This is a genomic window from Flavobacterium sp. (genome assembly GCF_040383245.1).
Classification (GTDB): Bacteria; Bacteroidota; Bacteroidia; order Flavobacteriales; family Flavobacteriaceae; genus Flavobacterium.
Window position 1 is genome coordinate 15058 of sequence record NZ_JBEIDX010000009.1, and the last position, 25846, is coordinate 40903.

Below are 25846 nucleotides of genomic sequence, written 5' to 3' on the forward strand. Positions count from 1 at the left end.
ATTTCTTATTTTTGAAAAAAAATCAATGATTAGATATTTCCCCTTATCTATCTTAATCTTTTTAGTGTTTTCAACAGTTCGTGGATTTGCCCAGGAAAGTATTGCAGAAAAAGATTTTACAGTGCGCTATTTCCCAAATAGATTGGAACTTGCATTTGACAATGCAAAAGCACCAAATTCTATTAAAGTCACTGATGTATTTTCAAAAAAAGAAGTTGCAATTGAGAAATCAGCAAGTACCAATTTTTTCATTATTGATTCTATAAAACCTTCTCAGTTCTTTAAAGTTGAATATACTCTTAAAGATTCTAAAACAAATCCTTCAATAGTTACAATTGCGTCAAAATCGGCTTCAAGCGGCGCTATAAATGTCTATTTTAATCATGTTGTTGATACTAGTTTTAGTCAAACTCAGGCGGCGGTTAATTTGGGGAATACCTTAGATGATATGTTGATTACCTATATAAATAATTGTGTGGCAACATTAGATATCGCAATCTATAATTCATATTCCCCATCGGCAACTCAAGGAATTGCAAATGCTATTAATGCGGCCTATGCAAGAGGGATTCAAGTAAGAATTATTTATGATGGCGGCACAAGTAGTGTTATGATTCCTTTATTAAATAGTGCTATTCCCAAATTGGCAAGTCCAACTTCATCTACCTATTCCATTATGCACAATAAATTTGTAATAATTGACGCCATTTGCAATAATCCGTTTCTTTCTTATGTTTGGACAGGTTCTACAAATTGGACTTTTGCTCAAATTGAAGGTCCAGATAAAAATAATGCGATAGTTGTTCAAGATCAAACCCTAGCTGCTGCATACACTTTAGAATTTGAAGAAATGTGGGGAAGTGCTACTGCAACTCCCGATTCTAACAATTCAAAATTTGGGCAATATAAAACCGATAATACACCCCATAATTTTGTTATTGGCGGAAGTGTTGTAGAATGTTATTTTAGTCCTTCAGATGGAACTAATTCGAAAATAATTGCAGCGGTAAATTCTGCAAATACCGATTTAGAAGTAGCAGTAATGAATTTCACTAGAAGTGATGTTTGCACTGCAATATTAAATAAATTTTCAAGCGGAATTACAAACTGCAATGTTATAGTTGATAGCAGCAATCCGTTGAGCAATCAGATTTCCAATTTGCAAGCAGGTTTATCGCCTAATCATGCAGTTATTGATACGGCATCTGGAATTATGCACCACAAATTCATGGTAGTAGATAATTTTAATAGTGCTTCTGATCCTCTTGTGCTTACTGGTTCTCACAATTGGAGCACCTCTGCAGAAACCAAAAATGATGAAAATACTTTAATCGTTCATGATGCCAATATCGCAAATCAATATTATCAAGCTTTTGCTAGTGTATATTTAGCTTCAAGCGGTATAATTGTAAATCCATTATCAAACATAGAAAATAATGCAGATTATAATCTATTCCAAATTATTCCGAATCCAACTAATGGAATTTTTGAAATTGCTTCAAATAAAAGTATTAATCAATTTGAATTTAGGTTATTTGATGTTTTGGGCAAGCTAATTAAAGAAAATCAATATGCCACTTTTAGTTCCTGTGAAATAGACCTTTCAATGGAAAATGCGGGTTTTTATTTATTGGAATTAAATTACGACGGTAAGTCTTATTTTTATAAAGTAGTAAAAAAATAAGTTTCCTTATTTTTTATTTTCGGTTTTAATAATAACAGGTAAAATAAATTGTGTTTTCACCGGAATCCCTCTTTTAATTGCGGGGTTAACTTTTGGGAAATCTACCAATTTTAATTTTAAAATACTATCGATTTTAATGGTGTCGTACGCAATTGTATCTCTAGGAAATTGAGGTTCAAATTGTAAAGAAGCATCTGAGTTTATTGTTACTTTTACTTCTATTGTATCTAGCTTTGGAAATAATATTTTTAAAGTATCAATGCTTAATTTTTGCTGAATTGTACTTTGCATAAATTCAAAAAAACATTGTTTGCGTTGCACCGGATTCGTTAATTTTTCACAATCGGCTATGGTCGGATATTGATCTACCTCTTTCCAGTTTATCTCTTTCATTCGTTGTTCCAATAAGTCTTTTTCATTGGGAACTTGCTTGTCAAAATACTGACAAGATTGAAAAAGTACAACCAATAAAAGTAAACTAATCTTTTTCAAATGATTATTTTTTATACTGCCCTTCAAAAATAGTAAAAAATTACAAAGTTTCCTAAAAGCAAAAAAGCCATCCACAATAAAGTGGAAAGCTTTTCATTGGTCTAACTACTAAACCGTGATGCGAGTTACAAATTCGCATCGAAACAACACAACTAATTTTGAATGAATTCCTGAATTTAAATGCTATTCAGCAATTGCATTTCATTTGCTTTTTTGGGCAAAAAAGCACTTTGTTTCCAAAGTGCTTTTTCCCAATTTTAGCGGTCTGGACGGGACTCGAACCCGCGACCCCATGCGTGACAGGCATGTATTCTAACCAACTGAACTACCAAACCTTCGCTTTATTGCGGTTGCAAATATACACCCATTTTTAAAATTAGCAAGTGTTTCAATGCTTTTTTTTATTAATTTCTTACTTGATTTAGCATTAGCTAACCAAATATTTGTTTTTCAGCTAAATATGTGGTCAGGATTTTATCAAAATTTGCCCCCACATTTACCGGAACATACTTAATTTTATTTTGAGCACACACCAAAGAAAGATTTTTGAAATAAGTCTGAAGATTTTTTTCGTACTCTTCTTTTACATTTTCTGCAAATAGATTAACTACCTCTCCCGATTCTAAATCTATAAACTTACGGGGGGTATTGTCAAAATCAAAATTTAATTCCGTTTCGTGATCAATAACATGAAATAAAACCACCTTATGTTTGTTGTGTTTTAAATGCTGCAACGCATTCAGCAAAGCCTCTTGATCTCCATCTTGAAACATGTCTGAAAAAATTACAATCATTGATCTGCGATGAATTTTTTCGGCCACTTGATGTAAAAAGGTTATTGTATCTGTAGCTTTAGATTGCTTTGGCTGATTCAATAAATCTTCAAGTTTATGTAATAACATTCTGTGGTGGCGATCACTTCCTTTTTCAGGAGCATAATATTCGTAGTTGTCTGAAAAAACACTTAATCCAACAGCATCGCGTTGTTTTTTTAACAAACTCATCAGTACCGCAGAAGCCAATACCGAAAAACCAATTTTGCTTTCGAAAAAATTTTGGTTGGCCTCCAACTTTGGGTAATGCATGGAGGAAGAATTATCCACTATCAAATGACATCTAAGATTAGTTTCCTCTTCAAATCGTTTGGTATACAAACGGTCTGTTTTGGCAAAAAGTTTCCAATCAATATGTTTGGTGCTTTCGCCAATATTGTAAATTTTATGTTCGGCAAATTCAGCAGAAAAACCATGAAAAGGCGATTTATGCATTCCCGAAATAAAGCCCTCCACAACTTGGTTAGCTAATAGTTCGAGATGTTTAAACCCTGAAACAAGTTCTTTTTGTTCTTCAATTTTCATACTTCAAATATAATTTGAAAATTTTAATATGACCCCATTAAATAGGAATTTATACAAATAAAAAAGGCTCAGCTTTCGCTGAACCTTTTAAAAACAATTTAATTTTTATTATAACAATGCGTCAATTGCATCGGTATAGGTTTTTTTAGGAGCAACTCCTACTTGACGTCCTACAACTTCTCCGTTTTGGAAAATTAATACAGTTGGAATATTTCTAACACCATATTTAGCAGCAAATTCTTGGTTTGCATCTACATCTACTTTTCCAACAACTGCTTTACCTTCATATTCGCCGTGAATTTCATCAATAACTGGTCCAACCATTCTACATGGTCCACACCAAGCTGCCCAAAAATCAACTACTACTGGTTTGTCTGATTTTAATACTACTTCATCAAAAGTAGCATCTGTTATTGCTAATGCCATATTTGTTTTATTTAATTTATTAATTTTCTTATTTATTTAGGCAAATATAATTAATTATTTTATGGATAAAATGTAACAATTATTACTTTTCGCTATTTATTAATTAATTTAGTTTATAGTTTACCGGTACTTTATCTAATTCCTCCAATAATTCTTTTGTGATTTTTACTTTTAACTTTCTACTTGGCATAGCCAATCTTGTTACAACTCTGTTTTCATCAACAGTAACTGGCAAATTAACTTCCATTTCTGGTTCATCCATTTCTGCATCTAAATCTATCGCATCCGTATCTAAATCGCTTTCTTCAGAACTACTTAATATTGTGGCAGCAACAGGTAAATCTTGTTCTACAACCTTAGTCACTTTTTCTATTTCTAACACTTCAAAATTCACCGAATTCTCTCCTCTATTTGCTTTAAATAACTCGCTCAACTTTAGAATTAAATTTGGATTTAAATCCTGAATATTCAAATGAATGGATAATTTTTTGGCAAATGTTGGCAAAACATCAACTAAGAATTTTGCGTCTTGAAAGGTAATTCTTGGCTCCGATTTTTTTCCGGTTTCCCGATTTATCCAACCTTCTTTAACACTAATTTTGAAATAGATGAATTGGTTGTTTACCAAAAAATGTTTGAATTTCAGATATTCTTCGTCAAATATTCTAAAATCATGACTTTCATCATACCCTTCTAAAGTAAAGGAACCCCAATCTTTTCCTTTTTGTCCGGTGCGGTATTGCACATTAGTTACAATCCCCCCAAAAGTTAAGTTTTTACCTACAAGTGGCTCTAAATTTTTTAATTGAGCCAATCTAATGTTACAAAAATAGTTCATTTCATAACGGTAATCATCCAATGGATGTCCGGAAATATATATTCCAACTACTTCTTTTTCTTTGGCTAATTTCTCCATGGTGTTCCATTCGGGACAAGGCGGAACAACTGGCTCTGAAATTTGTACTTCACTGGCTTCACCAAACAAACTAACTTGCGATGAATTTTCATTTTCTTGAAATTTAGATCCATAACGAATTGCCTTTTCTAAAAAGGTAATACCGTCACCATCTAAATGGAAATATTGCGCACGATGCGTATCTTCAAAACAGTCAAAACCACCCGCAAATGCTAAACTTTCAAATGCCTTTTTATTTGCTGCACGCAAATCGATTTTTTTGGCCAAATCAAAAATTGACTTATAAGGTGCCTCTTTTCTATTTTGTACAATTGTATCCACAGCATTCGCTCCAACACCTTTCACAGCTCCTATTCCAAAGCGAACTGCGTAGTTATCATTAACCGTAAATTTATAAAACGATTCATTTACATCAGGACCTAAAACATTTAATCCCATTCGTTTACATTCTTCCATAAAGAAAGAAACCTGCTTGATGTCATTCATGTTATTAGACAAAACCGCAGCCATATATTCAGCAGGATAATTGGCTTTTAAATAGGCTGTTTGGTATGCAATCCAAGCATAACAAGTAGAATGCGATTTATTAAATGCATACTCCGCAAAGGCTTCCCAGTCTTTCCAAATTTTCTCTAATTTATCTGCCGCATGTCCTTTGGCTTCTGCCTGAGAAATAAACTTAGGCTTCATTTTATCTAGGACATCTCGTTGTTTTTTTCCCATTGCTTTACGCAAAACATCGGCGTCCCCTTTAGAGAATCCAGCCAATTTTTGAGACAAAAGCATTACTTGCTCTTGATAAACGGTAATTCCATAGGTGTCTTTTAGCAATTCTTCGCAAGCCTCGAGATCGTATACAATTTCTTCTTCCCCATTTTTACGCTTAATAAAACTCGGAATATAAGCAATAGGTCCCGGTCGATACAAGGCATTCATGGCAATCAAATCAGGAAAAACCGTAGGTTTTAATTCCTTCATGTATTTTTGCATTCCCGGACTTTCATATTGGAAAATACCTACCGTTTCTCCACGTTGAAAAAGCTCGAAGGTTTTGGCATCATCGATAGGAAATTCATCCGGATTGAGTTCGATACCGGTTCTATATTTAACTAATTTGACGGTGTCTTTTATCAAAGTTAGGGTCTTCAAACCCAAGAAGTCCATTTTTAATAATCCGGCGCTTTCAACCACCGAGTTATCAAATTGGGTTACAAACAACTCCGAATCTTTGGCAGTGGCAACCGGAACAAAATTGGTAATATCATCTGGAGTAATAATTACTCCACAAGCATGAATCCCAGTATTTCTTAGATTCCCTTCTAATATTTGCGCCTGTTGAATGGTATCCCCGCCCAAATCTTTAGTACCTCCAAGTGCAATTAAATCTTTAACTTTATCAAATTCCTCAGGACGAAGTGCTTTCTTTAAGCTAGCTTCATCCATTGAAAATATTTTGGCTAAATTTAAATTATTAGGGATTAGTTTGGCAATTTTATCGGCTTCAAAGAGTGGCAAGTCAAGAACACGAGCAGTATCTCTTACAGATGATTTTGCAGCCATGGTTCCGTAAGTAATAATTTGGGCTACTTGCTTAGAACCATATTTTTGAATTACATAATCCATAACTTTTCCTCTACCCTCGTCATCAAAATCGATATCAATATCGGGAAGGGAAACCCTGTCTGGATTAAGGAATCTCTCAAAAAGCAAATTATATAGTAAGGGGTCAATATTAGTAATTCCTAAACAATAGGCTACGACAGATCCTGCTGCAGATCCACGACCTGGCCCAACAGAAACACCCATTTTTCGGGCTTCAGCAATGAAATCTTGTACAATCAAGAAATATCCAGGATAACCAGAGTTTTCAATGGTGAGTAATTCAAAATCGATGCGTTCTTGAATTTCGGGGGTGATTTCTTTATACCTCCTTTTAGCCCCTTCATAGGTTAAATAATGCAGGTATTTATTTTCTCCTCTTTTGCCTGCGTCTTGTTGGTCTTCGGCAACTAGAAATTCTTCTGGAATAGTAAATTTAGGAAGTAATACTTCACGAGCTAGATCATAAACTTCGATGCTCTCTACAATTTCTGTGATACTTGAAATCGCTTCGGGTAAATCGGCAAAAAGCTTTTTCATCTCCTCGCTCGATTTGAAATAATATTCCTGATTTGGCAAACCATAACGGAAACCTCGGCCTCTACCTATAGGCGTAGATTGCTTTTCACCATCCCGAACACAAAGCAAAATATCGTGTGCATTAGCATCTTTTTTATCAATGTAAAAAGTATTGTTTGTGGCTACTAATTTTACTTGGTGCTTTCTAGCCAAAGTAATTAATGACGAATTAACTCGGTTTTCATCTTCTTGATTGTGGCGCATTAATTCGATATAAAAATTAGCTCCAAATTGTTCTTTCCACCATATTAAAGCTTCCTCAGCTTGGTTTTCACCAAGATTCAGAACCTTATTTGGAACTTCACCATACAAACTTCCGGAAAGGACAATAATATCTTCTTTGTATTTTTTGATAATTTCTCTATCAATTCTTGGTACATAATAAAAGCCCTCAGTATAGGCTATAGAGGCCATCTTGGCTAAGTTGTGATACCCTTTTTTATTTTTGGCAAGAAAAACCACTTGAAACCCGTTGTCTTTTCGGGTTTTATCTTTGTGATTGTCACAAACAAAAAACTCACACCCTACAATTGGTTTAATACTAATTTCTTCTGGGTCATTTCCCGCTTCAATTGCAGCCTTATTTTTTGCTTCCGCAGCCTTATTATGATTGAGAATATCTCTTACAAAGTGAAAAGTACCCATCATATTTCCCATATCGGTCATTGCAACTGCTGGCATTTTATTTTTGACAGCGGCGGAAACTAAATCCTTTACAGAAACGGTAGATTGCAAAACCGAAAATTGAGTGTGATTATGCAAATGCACAAACTCAGTATCAATAAGGATTTGCTTGTTTTCTGAAAGTGTTTCATTTGAAATTGGAACATGTCCTTTGTCTCCAAATTGTTGTCTTATTTTTTCAGAGGCTTCCTTAAGATTAATATGTTTCAAACCAATTAAAGAAATTGGTTTTGAATGTTTTAATTTAAACGCTTCAAAGTAATCAGATGCAACACCAAGTTCTTCTTTGGTGAATATTTGAGTTCGAATTAATTCGAAAAAACATCTCGTGGTAGCTTCCACATCGGCGGTGGCATTATGTGCTTCTGCAAAGGGTTGCCCAAAAAGATATTGGTGTAATTCGGTTAAAGTTGGTAATTTAAATTTACCTCCTCTTCCTCCTGGAAGTTGTAATAAAGATGCGGTAACTTCGGTACATGTATCTAAAATAGGAAGTGAGGACATTGGCGATTCGATTCCCATTCGGTAGAATTCGCAACCCATTATATTCACATCAAAACCTAGATTTTGACCTACAATAAACTTCGCTTTAGATAGAGAAACATTAAATTTCTCTAACATTTCTTTTAACGAAATCCCTTGTTGCTGAGCTAATTCTGTTGAAATTCCATGAACACTTTCGGCATCATACGGAATATTGTAACCCTCTGGCTGTATTAAATAATCTTGATGTTCCAAAAGATTTCCCATTTCGTCATGCAGTTGCCAAGCAATTTGGACGCATCTAGGCCAATTATCGGTGTCGGTAATTGGTGCTGCCCATTTCTTAGGAAGTCCGGTAGTTTCAGTATCGAATATTAAATACATTAAGGTTGAAGATTACAGATTGAAGACTTTTATTTATGAAAAGAATCATAAAGAAAAAATCGAAACTTTATTCTATTTTCAAAAGTACATTTTAAGTAACAAATTGTCAATTTTAGTTATTAACAATAAAAAAAACCATCCGAAAAATCGGATGGTTTTTGTAGTATAATAAGTTTGAAAAACTAGTATCTTCCTCTGTTACCGTCACCACTGTTTCTATCGTTGTAGCTTCCACCACCACGAGAATTACCACCACCATTATAACCACCGCCTGAACGGTTGTTAGAAAAAGATCTTCTTTCTCCTTCTGGTTTTGGCTCTGATTTGTTAACCACAATTGTACGACCTTCGACAGTTGCACCGTTCAATTCAGCAATTGCTTTTTCAGCTTCTGCATCGTTTTCCATTTCAACAAATCCGAATCCTTTACTTCTTCCAGTAAATTTATCAGTAATAATTTTAACAGAACTAACCGATCCGTACACTTCAAAAGATTCTCTCAAATCTGCTTCCTCTATACTCCAAGGAAGACTTCCAACAAAAATATTCATAATTTTATTTTAAAATTCCTTACAAAGGTACTTATAATAAACCGGGTAATATTATTTATTAAGGTTTTATTATCATTTATAAATAAAAAACCCATTTGAAATTCAAATGGGTAAGTAAAATAGTTTAGTTTATTATTTAAGGAACGACTTGAACTGGAATTTTATAAAAGGTTCCATATTGAAAATTAACTAAATCGCTACCTAATGAATTTCCACTAGTATTCACTGCATTAAATTTGAAATCACCTGTAATTGTATCACCTGTGTTTTCAGTTATACTAACCTCTCCATTACTTCCTTGAACATTTAAAACAGAAATTAGTGCGTTTCCGCTACCACCTGAAATGGTAACAATATCTCCAGCTTTATATCCAGTTCCTGGAGAAGCAACTTTTACAGATGTTACAATTCCAGAAGCATTTGCAATTACAGAAAGTGTTAATCCGGTTCCTGTTCCTGAACTTGTTGTTGTGTGAGAATTACCGCACACATAAACACCATTTGATAAAGTACAATCGGATACATATCCAGTTCCTCCATTAATCATAAAATTATTCATTTTAGCAACAGGGCCTGAAACTATATTGGTTCTGTAAGATAATGGGGTCGAACTAAATGAAGAATTATACAATGCATTTGTATAAATGTCTGTTGTTCCAAAATAGTATGTTCCAACATTAGAATTTGAAATATTAATTTCTACATCTTCTTCTTGAGCTATTGCAACTATTGATATATCGCCAGTTGAAACAGATTTATAAGCTGTAACATTTTCAGCTCTAAATAATTGTCCATCACGATAGGCTTGAAATCCTGGATTATTAAATTTAACATCTTCAGAACATGATAAAGTTGTAATTAAAACTATAAGAAGGAATACTATTTTTTTCATTTTGTATATAAGTTAATAATTACAAAAATAGTTTTTTTTGCAAAAAATCCAAGTTAAACTATTTTTTTATTTACTTGTAGTTAGAATCAAAAAGTTTTATATATTTGCACCCTTAATTAACCGAGGTCGAGTACCTCAATTTAATCATTTAGATTATGTCAGTAAAAATTAGATTACAAAGACACGGTAAAAAACAAAAACCATTTTACTGGATCGTAGCGGCAGATGCTCGCGCAAAAAGAGACGGTAGATTCCTTGAAAAACTAGGAACTTACAATCCAAACACCAATCCTGCAACTATTGAATTAAACCTTGACCAAGCGGTACAATGGTTACACAATGGTGCACAACCAACAGACACAGCTAGAGCTATCCTTTCTTATAAAGGAGCTTTATTGAAACACCACCTTGATGGAGGAGTTCGTAAAGGAGCTTTAACTCAAGAGCAAGCTGATGCTAAATTAGAAGCTTGGATTAAAGAAAAAGCTGGAAAAGTTGATGCTAAAAAAGAAACTTTAACTAAAGCGCAAAAAGATGCTAAAGCTAAAGCTTTAAAAGCGGAACAAGCTGCTAACGAAAAAAGAATCAATGCTGCTGCTGAAGCTTTAAAAGCTGCAGAAGCACCAGAAGTTATTGAAGAAGAAGTTGCTGAAGTTGCTGCTGAGGAAACTGCTACTGAAGAAGAAGTTGCTGAAGTTGCTGCTGAAGAAACTGCTACAGAAGAAGTAGTTGCTGAAGTTACTGAAGAAGAAGCTGCTCCTGCTGAAGAAGCTGCTGCTGAAGAAAATAACGAAGAAACAGAGGCTTAATACATTTGCAATAATGCGTAAAGAAGATTGTTTCTATTTAGGCAAAATTGCAAAAAAATTTAGTTTCAAAGGTGAAGTCTTAATCTATTTAGATACCGACGAGCCTGAGTTATATGAAAATATGGAATCGGTTTTTGTTGAATTCAACAAAAACTTGGTTCCATTTTTTATTGAAAATGGCAACCTACACAAAGGCGATTTTCTTAGAGTAAAATTTGAGGATGTAGATAGTGAGGCTGATGCCGATGAAATAATTGGCTGCGAAATTTATTTGCCATTAAATATGTTACCAAAACTTGAAGGCAACAAATTTTATTTTCATGAAGTTATTGGATTTGAAATTGAAGACCAACGATTAGGAGTGTTTGGGAAAATTGTTTCCATCAATGATACTTCTGCTCAGCCTCTATTTGAAGTGGTGAATGGATCAGTTGAAATTTTGGTTCCAATGATTGATCAATTTCTTGTGAAAATTGACAGAGAAAATAAAAAAGTAATCATGAACCTTCCTGAAGGTTTAGTAGAAATGTATTTATAGCATTCTACTTCCGTTTATTTGATTTGTATAAATTAATAATCGATAATCATTTTGTTTCAATTCAAAAAATTTTCTGTTAATCAAAACCGATGTGCCATGAAAATTGGAACAGATGGAGTTTTGCTTGGCGCATGGTGTCCTATTGATAACAATCCTTTTTCTGTTTTAGATATTGGTGCCGGAACTGGAATTTTATCTTTAATGCTAGCGCAAAGAAGCAACGCAGATCAAATTGATGCTATAGAAATAGACGAAGATGCCTACGAACAATGCGTTGAAAATTTCGAAAATTCACCTTGGGGAGATCGTTTATTTTGCTTTCATGCAGGACTTGATGAATTCGTTGAGGAACCTGAAGACACCTATGACCTCATCATTTCTAATCCTCCTTTTTATTCAGAAGATTATAAAACTGAAAGTACACAACGTGACTTAGCACGATTTCAGGATGCATTACCTTTTGAAGAATTGGTTGAAGCAGCTGATTTATTATTATCTGAAAACGGAATTTTTGCGGTTATTATTCCTTATAAAGAGGAAGAAAAATTTATTGATTTGTGTGCCGAAATAGAACTTTTCCCAATAAAAGTCACTCGTATAAAAGGTACTCCAACTACCGAAATCAAAAGAAGTTTGTTGGCTTTTAAACGTTATGAATTAAGCACTTTAACTGCAGATGAATTGGTTGTTGAAACCGCGAGACATCAATACACTGATGAATATATAGAACTAACTAGCGCATTTTATCTTAAAATGTAAATTCTATTATTGTTATTATTTTCCTTTCTTTTTCCAAAAAAATTATCATATCCATAAAAATTATAACATTCGTTGAATGAAATACTAAATATGTTTATGTAAATTTGTCGACATCAAAACAAACATTCGAATGAAACCAGATTTATTTCAAGCTCCAGATTACTACTTGTTAGACGATTTGCTAACAGAAGAACATAAATTAGTTAGAGATTCTGCTCGTGCGTGGGTAAAACGCGAAGTTTCTCCAATCATTGAAGATTATGCTCAAAGAGCTGAATTTCCTAAGCAAATTATAAAAGGGCTGGGAGAAATTGGTGGATTTGGGCCTTATATCCCAGAAGAATATGGTGGCGCTGGTTTAGATCAAATTTCTTACGGATTAATCATGCAAGAAATTGAAAGAGGAGATTCGGGAGTTCGCTCTACCTCATCGGTACAATCTTCTTTGGTAATGTATCCTATTTGGAAATTTGGAACCGAAGAGCAACGAATGAAATACTTACCAAAATTAGCAACTGGAGAATTCATGGGTTGTTTCGGCTTGACCGAACCCGATCATGGTTCTAATCCTAGCGGAATGGTGACTAATTTTAAAGATATGGGCGATCATTATTTATTGAATGGTGCCAAAATGTGGATTTCTAATGCACCATTTGCTGATGTTGCTGTGGTTTGGGCTAAAAATGAAGAAGGAAGAATTCACGGACTTATTGTAGAACGCGGTATGGAAGGATTTACCACTCCAGAAACGCACAATAAATGGTCACTTCGTGCAAGTGCAACAGGAGAATTGATTTTTGATAATGTAAAAGTTCCTAAAGAAAATTTATTACCAGGAAAATCTGGACTTGGAGCTCCAATGATGTGTTTGGATTCTGCTAGATACGGAATTGCTTGGGGTGCTATTGGTGCAGCTATGGATTGTTATGACACTGCATTGCGCTATGCAAAAGAAAGAATTCAGTTTGACAAACCAATCGCTGGAACCCAATTACAACAAAAGAAATTAGCCGAAATGATTACCGAAATCACCAAAGCACAATTGTTAACTTGGAGATTAGGAGTTCTAAGAAACGAAGGAAAAGCCACAACAGCTCAAATTTCGATGGCAAAAAGAAATAATGTGGACATGGCAATTAACATTGCTCGTGAGGCAAGACAAATTTTAGGTGGAATGGGAATTACTGGAGAATATTCAATCATGCGTCACAGTATGAACCTAGAATCGGTAATAACTTATGAAGGAACTCACGACATCCACTTATTAATTACAGGTGCCGATATTACTGGAATTCCGGCATTCAAATAATTGATTAAACAATAATTAAAATTGATATAAAAAGCTTCTTCATTACGAGGGGCTTTTTTATTTTTACATAAAATTATCAAAATGACAATAGATTCAATTAACAATAACATTCAAGGTCATAAAAATCAATTATTGACTCATTCATTATACGAAAAAGTCAAAACAATTGAAGATTTACATTGTTTTTTAGAAAACCATATTTATGCTGTTTGGGATTTTATGTCGTTACTTAAGGCCTTGCAAAATAAACTTACTTGCACATCTACCCCTTGGTTACCAATTGGAAATCCGGAAGTGCGTTATTTGATTAACGAAATTGTTGTTGCCGAAGAAACTGATTTGGCTTTTGACGGAACAAGACAAAGTCATTTTGAAATGTATTTAGATGCGATGCAACAATGTGGAGCTAATACCAAAGAAATAAACGTATTTCTTGAAAATGTAAAAACTACACAAAACATATTTGTCTCGATAAAACAAAGTGACCTACATCCTAATGTAAAAGCATTTTTAGATTTTACATTTAGAATTATCGAAGAAGGGAAAGAACATAAAATTGCAGCTGCATTTACCTTTGGAAGAGAAGATTTAATTCCGAGTATGTTTACCGAAATCTTAAAAAACTTTCAAACCAATTTTCCAGAAACCGATTTATCAAAATTAATATATTATTTTGAGCGCCATATAGAATTGGATGCCGATGAACACGGCCCAATGGCAATGCAAATGATTTCTGAATTGTGTGGCACCAATGAAACCAAATGGAAAGAACTAGAAGAGGTATCCATAGAAGCATTAGAAAAACGCCTCGGACTTTGGAATGCCATTGAAGAGCAAATAACACAAAAAGAATTGGAACTTATCTAATATAAAAAGCGAGAATAATTTCTCGCTTTTTTTATTGCTCTGGGGCTATTTCTAGTTCCAGTCCGTCTATTTCTTCGGTAATTGGAATTTGACAACCAAGTCGGCTATTTGACTTTACATGATAAGCATCTAATAACATTGCTTCTTCATCGTCATTGCGTTCTGATTTCAATACATCGTTTAAAACATAACATTGACAAGATGCGCACATTGCCATTCCACCACAAACTCCAACAGTTCCTTCTTCGGCTAATTCATACATTCGAATTAGCTCCATTACATTTAGATTCATGTCGGTTGGCGCCTGCACTTCATGCAAAACTCCATTTCTATCGGTAATTTTTATGATTATGTCTTGTGGCATATCAATTAATCTATTGATTTTACAACTGCTTTTTCAGCTTCTTTTCGAGTACCATCAAACCCATCTACACCAGAAACGGTTGTGTACTTAAGTACATATTTCTTTCCTGGATTTATGCGTTGGTAAACACTTTGACACATTAATGTTGCTTCGTGAAATCCGCAAAGAATTAATTTCAATTTACCTGGATATATATTTACATCGCCTATGGCGTAAATACCCGGAATATTGGTTTGATAATCTAGTGCATTATTCACTTTGATTGCATTCTTTTCAATCTCCAATCCCCAATTAGCAATCGCTCCTAATTTTGGCGTAAGCCCAAACAAGGGAATAAAATAATCGGTTTCAAGTACTTGTTGGTTGCCTTCATTTTCAAGAACAATGCTTTCAACATGATCTTTCCCATTTATCGCAACTACTTCAGCAGGAGTAATTAAGTTAATTTTCCCCGATTTTTTTAATTCTTGTACTTTTTCAACTGAATCTAAAGCACCACGAAATTCATTTCTTCTATGAACCAAAGTTACCTCTGAAGCTAAATTAGAAAGAAAAACACTCCAATCTAAAGCTGAGTCTCCACCGCCAGCAATTACTACTCTTTTATTTCGAAATAATTCGGGGTCTTTTACAAAGTACTCCACACCTTTTTCTTCATAAAACGAAATATTTTCTAACTGCGGTTTTCTAGGTTCAAAAGTTCCTAAACCCCCAGCAATTGCAACTGCTTTTGCGTGATGTTTTGTTCCTTTATTAGTGGTAACGATAAATGTTCCATCTTCTAATTTATCTATTGTTTCTGCAGTTTCAGCTAGGGTAAAACCTGGTTGAAATTGCTTAATTTGTTCCATTAAATTGGTTACTAAATCACCAGCTAATACTTCGGGGTAACCCGGAATATCAAAAATTGGTTTTTTAGGATATAACTCGGCCAATTGCCCTCCTGGCTGCGGAAGTGCATCTATTATGTGGCATTTCAACTGTAATAATCCTGCTTCAAAAACAGCAAATAATCCAGTTGGTCCTGCGCCAATAATAAGTATATCGGTTTCAATCATTTTTCTTGGTTTTAAAATCGTAAAGTAACAAAGTAATAGCGTGTTTTGAAATGACTTTTATCATTCAATTAACTACTCAACATTCTCTACGGTTTCAATTTGTGGGGCATATTTCTTAATAGTTGTTTCGACACCCGCTTTTAAAGTCATTTGGTTCACACTACAACTAGTGCAAGCCCCTTGAAACTTCACTTTAACATGTTTTTCATCTTCTATCGAAATCAAACTGATATCCCCTCCATCTGAATTTAAAAAAGGACGAATTTCTTCTAGTGCTTTTTCAATGGATAGGGTTAATTCTTGTGGTGTCATACTATATTCGAATTAGATAATTAGACTGGATATTTCTATTTTTTCACAGCAGAACATCCTGCCATTGTTGTAATTTTTATAGCTTCGGTAGGAGCCAAATTTTCATTTCTTTTTACAGTTTCCTGAACTACATTTCTTGCAATTTCTTCAAACACAATTTCCAAAGGAGAATCGGTTTGTAAAGCTGCTGGACGACCATAATCTCCCGCTTCACGAATGCTTTGCACCAAAGGAACTTCTCCTAAGAAAGGAACTTGTAAATCTTCTGCAAGGTTTTTAGCCCCCTCTTTTCCGAAAATATAATATTTATTTTCAGGTAATTCTTGAGGCGTGAAATAGGCCATATTTTCAATAATTCCCAATACTGGAACATTAATGCTATCTGCCATAAACATGGAAACTCCTTTACGAGCATCAGCTAAAGCAACAGCTTGTGGCGAGCTTACAATGACTGCGCCAGTAATTGGCATGGACTGCATGATGGATAAATGAATATCTCCTGTTCCCGGTGGTAAATCGATTAACATAAAATCTAAATCTCCCCAATCGGCATCAAATATCATTTGGTTTAATGCTTTGGCTGCCATAGGTCCTCTCCAAATTACCGCTTGACTTGGTGAAGTGAAAAATCCGATTGAAAGTAATTTAATTTCGTAACTTTCAATAGGTTTCATTTTTGATTTGCCATCCACATCAATAGAAATTGGTTTTTCATTTTCTACATCAAACATGATGGGCATACTTGGACCATAAATATCGGCATCTAAAACCCCAACTTTAAAACCCATTTTAGCTAAAGAAACAGCTAGGTTTGCAGTAATTGTTGACTTACCAACACCGCCTTTTCCAGAAGCAACTGCAATCACATTACTTATTCCGGGAATGGATTTCCCTTTAATTTCATTTGGATTTTCTTTCGCTTCTACTTTAATATTTACTTTCACTACAGCATCTTTAGAAAATTGCTCGTGAACTAATTTTTTTATATCATCCTCAGCACGCTTTTTAATGTGCATTGCCGGAGTTGAAAGCACTAAATCTACTACTACCTCATCTCCAAAAGTGATTACATTTTTAACAGCACCACTTTCAACCATATTTTTCCCTTCTCCAGCAATAGTTATGGTTTCAAGTGCTTTTAGGATTTCTTTTCTGTCTAGTTTCATTTTTTTATGACTAAATCTAACTTTCTTATTAAGATTGATTTTAGATTGCAAAGATAGTAAGAAGTTTAAAAGTAAAAGAGAATAGTGAATAAAGTTTTCTTAGGAAAATAGTGAAAAGTTATTTTCCTAAGTCCTCCACTTTTGGCTCCCAAAAAACCAATTCAAAATCTAAAATTTGGTTGTTTTCAACCTTTATTCCTTCGTTTTCTAGAAGTTGTTGCATCAAATTAGTGCCTTGAAAATGGTGTTTCCCTGATAATAAACCAGTTTTATTCACCACTCTATGCGCCGGAATATCGGCTCTATTATGAGAAGCATTCATTGCCCATCCTACCATTCTAGCAGATCGTGCCGTTCCTAATGCTTTGGCAATAGCGCCATAAGAAGTAACTCTACCTTCGGGAATTTGTTTCGCGATAGTGTAGACTCTTTCAAAAAAATTATCTTCCATTAAAGTATAATTTCAAAAGATTAATTAAGGTAATTAGTGCTACAATTGCGGTAATTGTTCCTATTATTTTATTCATATTATCAATGAAATAATCTGCTTTATTTCTCATTTTATTAAAGAATTCTACATATATATAAAATACCATACTGGACCCTAATAGTACTCCAAAAACAAATAAAAATTCTTGTAATAATTCAAAACTAAATAGCTTATAACTTGCCAAAGTGATACTTATAAGGACATAATAAGGAATGGGAAAAAAGTTAATTGAAGAAACGAAAATACCCAACAAAAACCGATTGCGTTTACTCTTAATTACATTGGGAGTTTGTGAATTATCAGAATGTTTTTTTGCAAATTTTAGAAAATATATAGACAATGCAATAAATATTACAAGACCTATTTCTCTTAATAAAATTACAATTCCTTGGTGGGCATTAATATATTGTGCAAAAAAAACGGAAATGTAAGTTTGTAAAAAAATCACAACTAATGCTCCAAACACAAACTTTAACGCGCTATTCTTTCCGTCAATAAGGCTAATTTTGGCAGCAGTCAAATTGATTAATCCAGGTGGAATAATACCAATTACAGCAGCAAAAAAACCAAACAGGAATGGAAAAAAAAATTGCATCTATTTAATTTTAAATCGAATGTAAGTTATGGCTTTATTTATTTCTAAATATTGTTTTTCGTAAAAGGTTTGAATGCTTGTAACCTCTTTTGGAGCACCTTCATTTTTATATACATTGTGATTGGCATATTCAACCTCGTGGCCTTCTCCATGCAATAACCCAAGGGTATAACCGTGCATAAATTCGGAGTCCGTTTTTAAATTTACGACACCTGTAGGTTTTAGAATTTTCTTATACATTTTAAGAAATTCGGTGTTGGTCATACGGTGTTTGGTGCGTTTATATTTTATTTGAGGATCTGGAAAAGTAATCCAAATTTCATCTACTTCACCATCGGCAAAAATATGATTTACTAATTCGATTTGAGTTCTAACAAACGCTACATTGTGCATGCCTTCATCAACAGCAGTTTTTGCTCCACGCCAAAAACGCGCTCCTTTAATATCAATCCCAACAAAATTTTTGTCTGGATTGTGCGCTGCCAATCCAACAGAATATTCTCCTTTACCGCAACCCAACTCAATAATTATTGGATTTTGATTTTTAAAAAAATCAGAGTTCCATTTTCCTCTTAACGGAAAATTATTACTCACGACTTCTTCTCTTGTTGGCTGAAATACATTTTGGAATGTTTCGTTTTCTTTAAATCTCTTTAATTTATTTTTACTCCCCACAATTTAATTGAAATTTCTTTATTCGGATTACCTTAATTTTAAGAGAACAAAACTAAGGAATTAAAAGGTAACACTATTAAACTTTTATTAATGTTAAAATAACCTTAACAAAAAACAACATCGCTTAATTTGTAGAAAACAATTACACTTGGAAAAAAGAAAGGTTGAACTAGTTGTAATTTCCGATGTGCATCTTGGCACTTACGGATGTCATGCAAAGGAATTATTAGAATATTTATCGCAAATAAAGCCAAAAACTTTAATTCTGAACGGCGATATAATTGATATCTGGCAATTTAGAAAATCCTATTTCCCAAAAAGTCATTTGAAAGTAATCAAAAAAATAATTTCCTTGAGTTCTAAAGGAACTAAAGTGTATTACATCACTGGAAATCACGATGAATTTTTACGAAAATTTACCGATTTACAACTTGGAAACATTAGTCTTTTAAATAAGTTAGTTCTTGAACTAGACGGGAAAAAAGCTTGGATTTTTCATGGTGATGTTTTTGATGCATCCATAAATCATGCAAAATGGTTAGCTAAACTAGGTGGTTGGGGGTATGACTTATTAATATTACTTAACCGATTTATTAATTGGGTTTTAACCAAATTAAATAAAGAACCCTATTCATTATCAAAGAAAATAAAAGGTAATGTAAAATCGGCGGTGAAATTTATTTCCAACTTTGAGAATGTTTGTATCGAACTAGCCATTGACAACAAATTTGATTATGTAATTTGTGGACACATTCACGAGCCAAAATTTGAAACTATTGAAAATGAAAAAGGGAAAACGGTTTATTTAAACTCGGGAGATTGGATTGAAAATTTAACTTCGCTCGAGTACAATAAAAAGGAATGGCGTTTATATACGCATGAAAAAAAACTGAATACAAGTCCTATTGAAGAAGAATTTGAAGAAGAAAGCAACTTAGCAGAGCAATTTATTTCATTAATAAATAAAGATTAATATGAGTAATACTATTTTAGTAGCACCGTTAAACTGGGGATTGGGTCATGCAACAAGATGTATTCCAATCATTCAGGAATTACAAAAAAATGGGTTTACTCCAATCATTGCTTCCGATGGTGTTGCATTGGCTTTACTAAAAAAAGAATTTCCGGATTTGATTGCTTTAGAATTGCCCTCTTATAACATTGAATATGCAAAAAAAGGTGAAAACTTTAAATGGAAATTAATTAACAATAGTCCAAAAACAATTAAGTCAATAATTTCTGAAAATAAATTAATAAATAAATGGGTTAAAGAATATGATTTGTGCGGAGTCATTTCAGATAATCGACTTGGTTTATATACAAAAAAGGTTCCAGCTGTTTTTATAACCCATCAACTTAGAGTCTTATCTGGTCAAACAACCTGGTTTACTAGTTTTATTCACAGTATTATTATCAAAAAATACAAGGAATGCTGGGTTCCCGATGCCGAAAGCATGCCAAATTTATCAGGTAAATTAGGTCATTTAGAAAACAGTTCTCTAAATATTAAATATTTGGGGGTCTTGAGTAGGCTGAACTATAAAAAGGTAAGAAAAAAATATGATGTAATGGTTTTACTTTCTGGTCCAGAGCCACAACGAACAATGTTAGAGGAAAAACTTTTGGTTGAATTTAATGATTATCCCAAGAAAGTAGTTTTCATTAAAGGAAAGGTCGAAGCAGAACAAATCAAGGAACAAATTGGGAATATTACGGTATTCAACTACATGCAATCTGCTGAGTTAGAAAAAACAATTAACGAAAGTGAAATGGTACTTTCGCGATCTGGATATACTACTGTTATGGATTTGGCAAAATTAAAAAAGAAAGCTTTTTTTATTCCAACTCCTGGTCAATTTGAGCAAGAATACTTGGCAATACAATTATCAAAAGATGGATTAGTGCCTACTGCATTACAAGATAGTTTTTCGATAAAAGATTTAGAATCGGTAAGTTTATTTGGTGGACTTCCAGAAATAAACATAACGGTAAATTGGAGTGAATTATTCGGCCTTTTCAAGGGTGAAAGAAAACTCTGAACCTTTATTGAATTCACTTTCCACATAAATTTTTTCGTTGTGGCCTTCAATAATGTGTTTTACAATAGAAAGTCCTAATCCAGATCCGCCTTCATTTCTCGAACCACTTTTATCAACCCTGAAGAATCGTTCAAAAAGTCTTGGAATGTTGTGTTGTTCTATTCCTTCGCCATTGTCTTTAACTCTTACAATAATTTTATTTTCAACTAAATCTTCAATAGATACCTCAGTGGTTCCATTATCTTTACCATATTTAATTGAATTTGTAATTAAATTTGTTAAAGCTTGTTGAATTTTTTCTTGATCTGCAAATACATTTATTGACTTACTGTATTTTTGATCAAACATTAAAATTATGTTCTTTTTATCGGCATTCATTTCTAGTAAATCAAACACATTTTGAATTAATTCGACAATATTAAAATTGGATTTTTCAAGATTTAATTGTCCCATTTCCAATTTAGATATCATGTCTAAGTCTTCAACAATATAAATAAGGCGTTCAACTCCCTTTTCGGCTCTTTCTATATATTTTACTCTTAAATCTTTATCTTTAATAGCGCCATCCAATAATGTAGATAAGTATCCTTGAACAGTAAATAATGGAGTTTTTAACTCGTGAGATACATTACCCATAAATTCTCTTCGGTATTCTTCTCGTACTTTTAAGTTTTCAATTTCAATTTTTTTATCGGTAGCAAACTTTTTAACCTCTCGTGTTAAAGTTGCCATATCGGTAGTAATTGATTGAGAACTAAAAGAAGTAGAATCTAAAAGCGAAACATCGTCATAGATTTTTTTTACTCTTTTATAAATAAAATGCTCCACTCTGTATTGCAGAACAAAAAAAGAAAATAGAGCTACAGAAACTGAAAAAGCCAAACAAAATTGCCATGATAACGCTGAAAAAAGAGACGATAAAATTGCCACTAATGCAGTAGAAAAAATTGTGATATAGGTAGTTGAAACTACAGCAAAAGTGTAGGTTTTTTTAAAACTTAATGACATTTAACAGTATGTGAAATTAAAGTATTTTGCGATTTACAATTCAAACTTATAACCAACACCTTTGGTGGTTTTAAAGTAATCATCGCCAATTTTTTCGCGTAATTTTCGGATATGTACATCAATTGTTCTTCCTCCTACAATTACATCATTTCCCCATATTTTATCTAAAATCTCTTCTCTTTTAAAAACCTTTCCAGGTTTAGATGCTAATAAATAAAATAATTCAAATTCTTTTCGAGGTAGAACAATTTCAACATTGTCCTTAATGATTTTATATTCTTCTCTATTAATAATAATAGAGCCAACAGTAATTGTTTCTAAATTTTTAGTTTCTTCGCCTTTAAGTCTTCTTAATAACGCTTTAACTTTACTTACCAATAATTTTGGTTTAATTGGTTTTGAAATATAATCATCTGCTCCAGCTTCAAAACCGGCTACTTGAGAATAATCTTCACTTCTAGCGGTTAGAAATGTAATAATTGTATTGCTTAATTCTGGGATTTTTCTTATATTCTCGCAAGCTTCCATTCCGTCCATTTCTGGCATCATCACATCCATAATTATTAATTGTGGATGCTCTTTTTTTGCTATTGCAATAGCTTCTTTTCCATTAGTGGCGGTAACAATGCTATATCCTTCTTGGGATAGGTTATAACCTACAATTTCTAGAATATCTGGTTCGTCATCTACCAATAATATCTTTATGTCTTTTTTTTTCATAGGGCAAAAATTGGTGGCAGGTTTGCGATTGTAAATATATGATATTTATACTATATCAACTCAAGTTTGTGCGAGTTAACAGTAATTTAATTTTGTTAACATTAAGGTAAAGATTACAAAACTTAAACATAAAATCGGGGTAACTTGAACTTTACATTGTGTAGCGTTATTTGCATCAAATTTTAATATACGAAAATAATGAAATTCAAACTTATTTTATTTGCATTACTTTTCAGTTTAAGTTCTATTGCTCAAAACAAAGCAACTATAACTGGAGTGCTTTCCGACAAAGACAATTCTAACCTTCCATTACAATTTGCTAATGCAGGAATTAAAGGAAAAAGCATAGGTGTCACTACTGATGAAAAAGGAAAATATACATTAAAAATAGAGCCAGGAAATTACACTTTAGTATTTTCATTTGTAGGTTATGAATCTGTTGAAGTTGCTATTACTGCTAAAGCAAATGAAACGCTTACTATAAACAAAGCATTAGGTTCTGGAGGTTATAAATTAGAAGATGTTAAAATTCAAAAAGTAACCAATAGAGAAAAAGAGACCGCTTTATTGCAAGAACAAAAAAAAGCAATCGAAATCAAACAAAGTATTGGTGCTCAAGAAATGTCTAGAAAAGGGGTAAGCGATGTAGAAGAAGGCTTGACAAAAATTACTGGTATCACAAAAGTTGAATCTCGAGGACTTTTTGTGAGAGGACTTGAAGATCGTTACAATTTTTTACTTGTAAATGATTTACAAACGCCTTCAAATACTCCTTTTAAGAAAATTATTCCTTTGGATTTATTCCCTACAGACATTGTTGGTGTTTTGAATATTTATAAAACATTTAATCCAAATATTTCGGGAGATTTTGCTGGAGCTACAGTAAATATTGAAACTACACAAGCAAAGAGTATTACAAAATTGAGTGTTGGAGTTGGATATACTACTAACAATAATGGAGAAGATTTTTTAATTTCAAGCGATGCAAATTCTTCTAAAGGATTTTTGGGAATGGTTGCTAATGACAGAAAATTACCTAGCTTTTATGGAACAATTCCATCAGCAGTAAAACCTACACCAGATCAATATAAAGAGGGATTTAATAATAATACTTGGAATGTAGACGAAACTTCAAGCCCAATAAATACAAGTATTGGAATTCTTCATTCGGAAAAATTTAATTTAAAAAATGGGAATTCTATAAACTATATTCTATCACTTAACGGAGAGAACAAATATCTAATTAGAAAAGGAGTAGATAGAACATTTCTTCAAGGTTTAGGAAATTATGATAATAATTTTTACAAAGAAGATTATAAATATCAAACTCAATCATCTTCATTATTAGGAGTAAAATATAAAGCTAAGAGATTTGATATAGGCTTAACATCTTTTTATTTAAGATCTACAGAGAGTAAAATCCAAGATCAACTTGGATACACTAATAATTTATCATCTAATCCAAATATATTAATCAGATTAAATCAATTTGAACAATCAGATTATTTCAACACCCAATTATTAGGAAACTTAAAACTAACATCTGACGGTAAACACACAATTAAAGGAGGGTATAGTTTTGTTAAAACTGCATTTCAACAGCCAGATAGAAAATTTATCGTTGGTGAAAAAGTTTCGGAAACTGAAATAAATACTTCTTATGGTGGAAATCACTTAAACAGACAATATTTGGATGTTAAAGGAAATTATTATTATTCTGCATTATTAGAATATAATTGGAAATTTAATGAAAAAGAAAACAAAAAAAGTAGTCGATTAGCTGTAGGTTACAACATTTTTGAAAATGACTTATCTTCAACTTATAGAATTTTAGCAGGGCAAAGAGTAATAAATAAAAATTACACTGCACCAATAAATACTTTAGATAATAATATTATTGATGATATTAATAACGGAATTTTAGCTTTTAGAGAAGAATCTAATGCGGATTATAAAGTGAAATTAAATCAGTTGGTTCAAGCTGGTTATGCAAATATATTTTGGAACTTTAGCGATAAACTAGAAGTAAATGGTGGTGTAAGAATAGAAAATTCAAAAGTAATATTGAAGTATCGTAACTTTTCTGATATAATTGAAAATCCATATTCAAAAGTAAATAAAGATAAACTTTATGTATTACCGTCTGTAAATGCAAAATTTTCTCTTAACGATAAAAATAATTTACGCTTTAGTAGTTCAAAAACAATAACTAGACCGGTAACAATGGAGTTACTTCCTGTTTCTTATATTAGTGCTGATGGTAAATCAGAATTAGGAAATAAAGATTTAAAAGACAGTGAAAATTTAAATATTGATTTAAAATATGAGCTTTTCCCTAGCGATAAAGAACTATTTGTTATTGGTGTATTTGGTAAACAAATTAATAACCCAATTGAGCGTGTATTTATTGCTGGTGCCGGTGGAAGTGGTCAATTAACAACATATAAAAATTCTAAAGAAGCAACGCTTTTTGGCGCAGAAATTGAATTACTTTTTCAATTAAATAGAATTTCTAAATCTTTGTCAGATTTTTCATTTGGATTTAATACTTCATTAATGACTACAAATGTAGATGTAGAATTTGGAAGCAATTCATTAGAAAATCAAAAAAGTAGAGAATTACAAGGAGCGTCAAAATGGATTATTAATTCTGATTTAAAATATGAATTTGAATTTAATGAAGTAATGAAAAACACTCTTTCTCTGGTTTATGGTGTATATGGTGATAGAATTTTTGCTGTAGGTGGTTCTGGAGTTGATCATATTTATGAAAAACCTTTTCACAAATTAGATTTAGTTTGGACAAGTAAATTATCTAAAAAAATAGATGCAAAACTTGCATTTGATAATATACTAAATCCCGAGTACAAATTAGAATTAGGTAATAATTCAACTATACCTGTAATAGAAGATTCAAAATTAATGGAGAGCAATAAAAGAGGTACTGGAATTTCACTTAACATTTCCTACACATTCTAACTATCATATTATCAGTATTTTAATAGGCGCTAATGGCGCCTATTTTAATTTTATGTTCTTTCTTAACAAAAAATTTACTACTAATTGACTTACTAATAATATTTTAATAA

The 25846-nt window shown here is 32.6% G+C and carries 24 protein-coding genes and 1 tRNA gene; 9 read left to right on the plus strand and 16 right to left on the minus strand.

Features of this window, described 5'->3' with window-relative positions:
• Positions 1 to 25: 25 nt before the first annotated feature.
• Positions 26 to 1684 (plus strand): phospholipase D-like domain-containing protein, encoded by a 1659-nt coding sequence (locus ABWO08_RS05425; RefSeq protein ID WP_353084098.1) that lies wholly within the window; start codon positions 26 to 28, stop codon positions 1682 to 1684.
• A 6-nt stretch (positions 1685 to 1690) separates the two neighbouring features.
• Here the strand turns inward: ABWO08_RS05425 and ABWO08_RS05430 are convergent, their stop codons facing one another.
• From ABWO08_RS05430 to ABWO08_RS05460, 7 genes are all read right to left on the minus strand, one after another.
• Positions 1691 to 2176: a hypothetical protein gene (locus ABWO08_RS05430; RefSeq protein ID WP_353084100.1), complete on the minus strand. Its 486-nt coding sequence runs from the start codon at positions 2174 to 2176 to the stop codon at positions 1691 to 1693.
• 261 nt (positions 2177 to 2437) lie between these two features.
• Positions 2438 to 2511: transfer RNA gene (locus tag ABWO08_RS05435), tRNA-Asp, on the minus strand.
• A 96-nt stretch (positions 2512 to 2607) separates the two neighbouring features.
• On the minus strand, positions 2608 to 3534 hold the full coding sequence (locus ABWO08_RS05440; RefSeq protein WP_353084102.1) for a DUF58 domain-containing protein: 927 nt from the start codon (positions 3532 to 3534) through the stop codon (positions 2608 to 2610).
• A 108-nt stretch (positions 3535 to 3642) separates the two neighbouring features.
• Positions 3643 to 3984 (minus strand): thioredoxin, encoded by a 342-nt coding sequence (gene trxA / locus ABWO08_RS05445; protein ID WP_353084216.1) that lies wholly within the window; start codon positions 3982 to 3984, stop codon positions 3643 to 3645.
• Between the two features lie 79 nt (positions 3985 to 4063).
• Positions 4064 to 8605, minus strand: a complete 4542-nt coding sequence (dnaE, locus tag ABWO08_RS05450; protein ID WP_353084104.1) for a DNA polymerase III subunit alpha — start codon at positions 8603 to 8605, stop codon at positions 4064 to 4066.
• Between the two features lie 182 nt (positions 8606 to 8787).
• A complete protein-coding gene (rbp, locus tag ABWO08_RS05455; RefSeq protein WP_353084106.1) occupies positions 8788 to 9156 on the minus strand; it encodes an RNA-binding regulator in 369 nt (122 codons plus the stop codon).
• A gap of 136 nt (positions 9157 to 9292) precedes the next feature.
• On the minus strand, positions 9293 to 10048 hold the full coding sequence (locus tag ABWO08_RS05460) for a DUF6252 domain-containing protein (RefSeq protein ID WP_353084108.1): 756 nt from the start codon (positions 10046 to 10048) through the stop codon (positions 9293 to 9295).
• A gap of 155 nt (positions 10049 to 10203) precedes the next feature.
• Between ABWO08_RS05460 and ABWO08_RS05465 the strand changes: the two genes are divergently transcribed.
• From ABWO08_RS05465 to ABWO08_RS05485, 5 genes are all read left to right on the plus strand, one after another.
• Positions 10204 to 10857 (plus strand): 30S ribosomal protein S16, encoded by a 654-nt coding sequence (locus ABWO08_RS05465; RefSeq protein ID WP_353084110.1) that lies wholly within the window; start codon positions 10204 to 10206, stop codon positions 10855 to 10857.
• A 13-nt stretch (positions 10858 to 10870) separates the two neighbouring features.
• On the plus strand, positions 10871 to 11395 hold the full coding sequence (rimM, locus tag ABWO08_RS05470) for a ribosome maturation factor RimM (RefSeq protein WP_353084112.1): 525 nt from the start codon (positions 10871 to 10873) through the stop codon (positions 11393 to 11395).
• 96 nt (positions 11396 to 11491) lie between these two features.
• Complete coding sequence (locus tag ABWO08_RS05475) at positions 11492 to 12154, plus strand: tRNA1(Val) (adenine(37)-N6)-methyltransferase (protein WP_353084114.1); 663 nt, start codon at positions 11492 to 11494, stop codon at positions 12152 to 12154.
• A gap of 130 nt (positions 12155 to 12284) precedes the next feature.
• The gene (locus tag ABWO08_RS05480) at positions 12285 to 13463 is read left to right on the plus strand and encodes an acyl-CoA dehydrogenase family protein (RefSeq protein WP_353084116.1); all 1179 of its coding nucleotides are present in this window, start codon (positions 12285 to 12287) and stop codon (positions 13461 to 13463) included.
• A gap of 81 nt (positions 13464 to 13544) precedes the next feature.
• Positions 13545 to 14330: a DUF3050 domain-containing protein gene (locus tag ABWO08_RS05485; protein ID WP_353084118.1), complete on the plus strand. Its 786-nt coding sequence runs from the start codon at positions 13545 to 13547 to the stop codon at positions 14328 to 14330.
• Between the two features lie 31 nt (positions 14331 to 14361).
• On the opposite strand, the gene ABWO08_RS05490 is transcribed toward ABWO08_RS05485, so the two are convergent.
• The 7 genes from ABWO08_RS05490 to trmB all read right to left on the minus strand — a co-directional run bounded on the left by ABWO08_RS05490 (position 14362) and on the right by trmB (position 18990).
• A complete protein-coding gene (locus tag ABWO08_RS05490; protein ID WP_353084120.1) occupies positions 14362 to 14694 on the minus strand; it encodes a 2Fe-2S iron-sulfur cluster-binding family protein in 333 nt (110 codons plus the stop codon).
• 5 nt (positions 14695 to 14699) lie between these two features.
• The gene (locus tag ABWO08_RS05495) at positions 14700 to 15752 is read right to left on the minus strand and encodes an NAD(P)/FAD-dependent oxidoreductase (RefSeq protein ID WP_353084122.1); all 1053 of its coding nucleotides are present in this window, start codon (positions 15750 to 15752) and stop codon (positions 14700 to 14702) included.
• A gap of 72 nt (positions 15753 to 15824) precedes the next feature.
• Positions 15825 to 16064, minus strand: coding sequence for a NifU family protein (locus tag ABWO08_RS05500; RefSeq protein ID WP_353084124.1), 240 nt, complete (start codon positions 16062 to 16064; stop codon positions 15825 to 15827).
• Between the two features lie 35 nt (positions 16065 to 16099).
• Entirely contained in the window at positions 16100 to 17230 is a 1131-nt protein-coding gene (locus ABWO08_RS05505) for an Mrp/NBP35 family ATP-binding protein (protein WP_353084126.1), read from the minus strand.
• 118 nt (positions 17231 to 17348) lie between these two features.
• The gene (locus ABWO08_RS05510) at positions 17349 to 17681 is read right to left on the minus strand and encodes an MGMT family protein (RefSeq protein WP_353084128.1); all 333 of its coding nucleotides are present in this window, start codon (positions 17679 to 17681) and stop codon (positions 17349 to 17351) included.
• Positions 17671 to 18315, minus strand: coding sequence for a lysine transporter LysE (locus ABWO08_RS05515; RefSeq protein ID WP_353084130.1), 645 nt, complete (start codon positions 18313 to 18315; stop codon positions 17671 to 17673). Before ABWO08_RS05515 ends, ABWO08_RS05510 begins: the two co-directional genes overlap by 11 nt.
• The gene (gene trmB / locus ABWO08_RS05520; protein WP_353084132.1) at positions 18316 to 18990 is read right to left on the minus strand and encodes a tRNA (guanosine(46)-N7)-methyltransferase TrmB; all 675 of its coding nucleotides are present in this window, start codon (positions 18988 to 18990) and stop codon (positions 18316 to 18318) included.
• Between the two features lie 148 nt (positions 18991 to 19138).
• On the opposite strand from trmB, the gene ABWO08_RS05525 reads away from it, so the two are divergent.
• Positions 19139 to 19963, plus strand: coding sequence for a UDP-2,3-diacylglucosamine diphosphatase (locus tag ABWO08_RS05525; RefSeq protein WP_353084134.1), 825 nt, complete (start codon positions 19139 to 19141; stop codon positions 19961 to 19963).
• 1 nt (position 19964) lies between these two features.
• On the plus strand, positions 19965 to 21029 hold the full coding sequence (locus tag ABWO08_RS05530) for a glycosyltransferase (RefSeq protein ID WP_353084136.1): 1065 nt from the start codon (positions 19965 to 19967) through the stop codon (positions 21027 to 21029).
• On the opposite strand, the gene ABWO08_RS05535 is transcribed toward ABWO08_RS05530, so the two are convergent.
• Positions 20994 to 22037 (minus strand): sensor histidine kinase, encoded by a 1044-nt coding sequence (locus tag ABWO08_RS05535; protein ID WP_353084137.1) that lies wholly within the window; start codon positions 22035 to 22037, stop codon positions 20994 to 20996. The genes ABWO08_RS05530 and ABWO08_RS05535 overlap by 36 nt on opposite strands.
• Before the next feature lie 33 nt (positions 22038 to 22070).
• Positions 22071 to 22757, minus strand: coding sequence for a response regulator transcription factor (locus ABWO08_RS05540; RefSeq protein ID WP_353084139.1), 687 nt, complete (start codon positions 22755 to 22757; stop codon positions 22071 to 22073).
• A 198-nt stretch (positions 22758 to 22955) separates the two neighbouring features.
• On the opposite strand from ABWO08_RS05540, the gene ABWO08_RS05545 reads away from it, so the two are divergent.
• Positions 22956 to 25736, plus strand: a complete 2781-nt coding sequence (locus ABWO08_RS05545; RefSeq protein ID WP_353084141.1) for a TonB-dependent receptor — start codon at positions 22956 to 22958, stop codon at positions 25734 to 25736.
• The last annotated feature ends 110 nt before the right edge of the window (positions 25737 to 25846 follow it).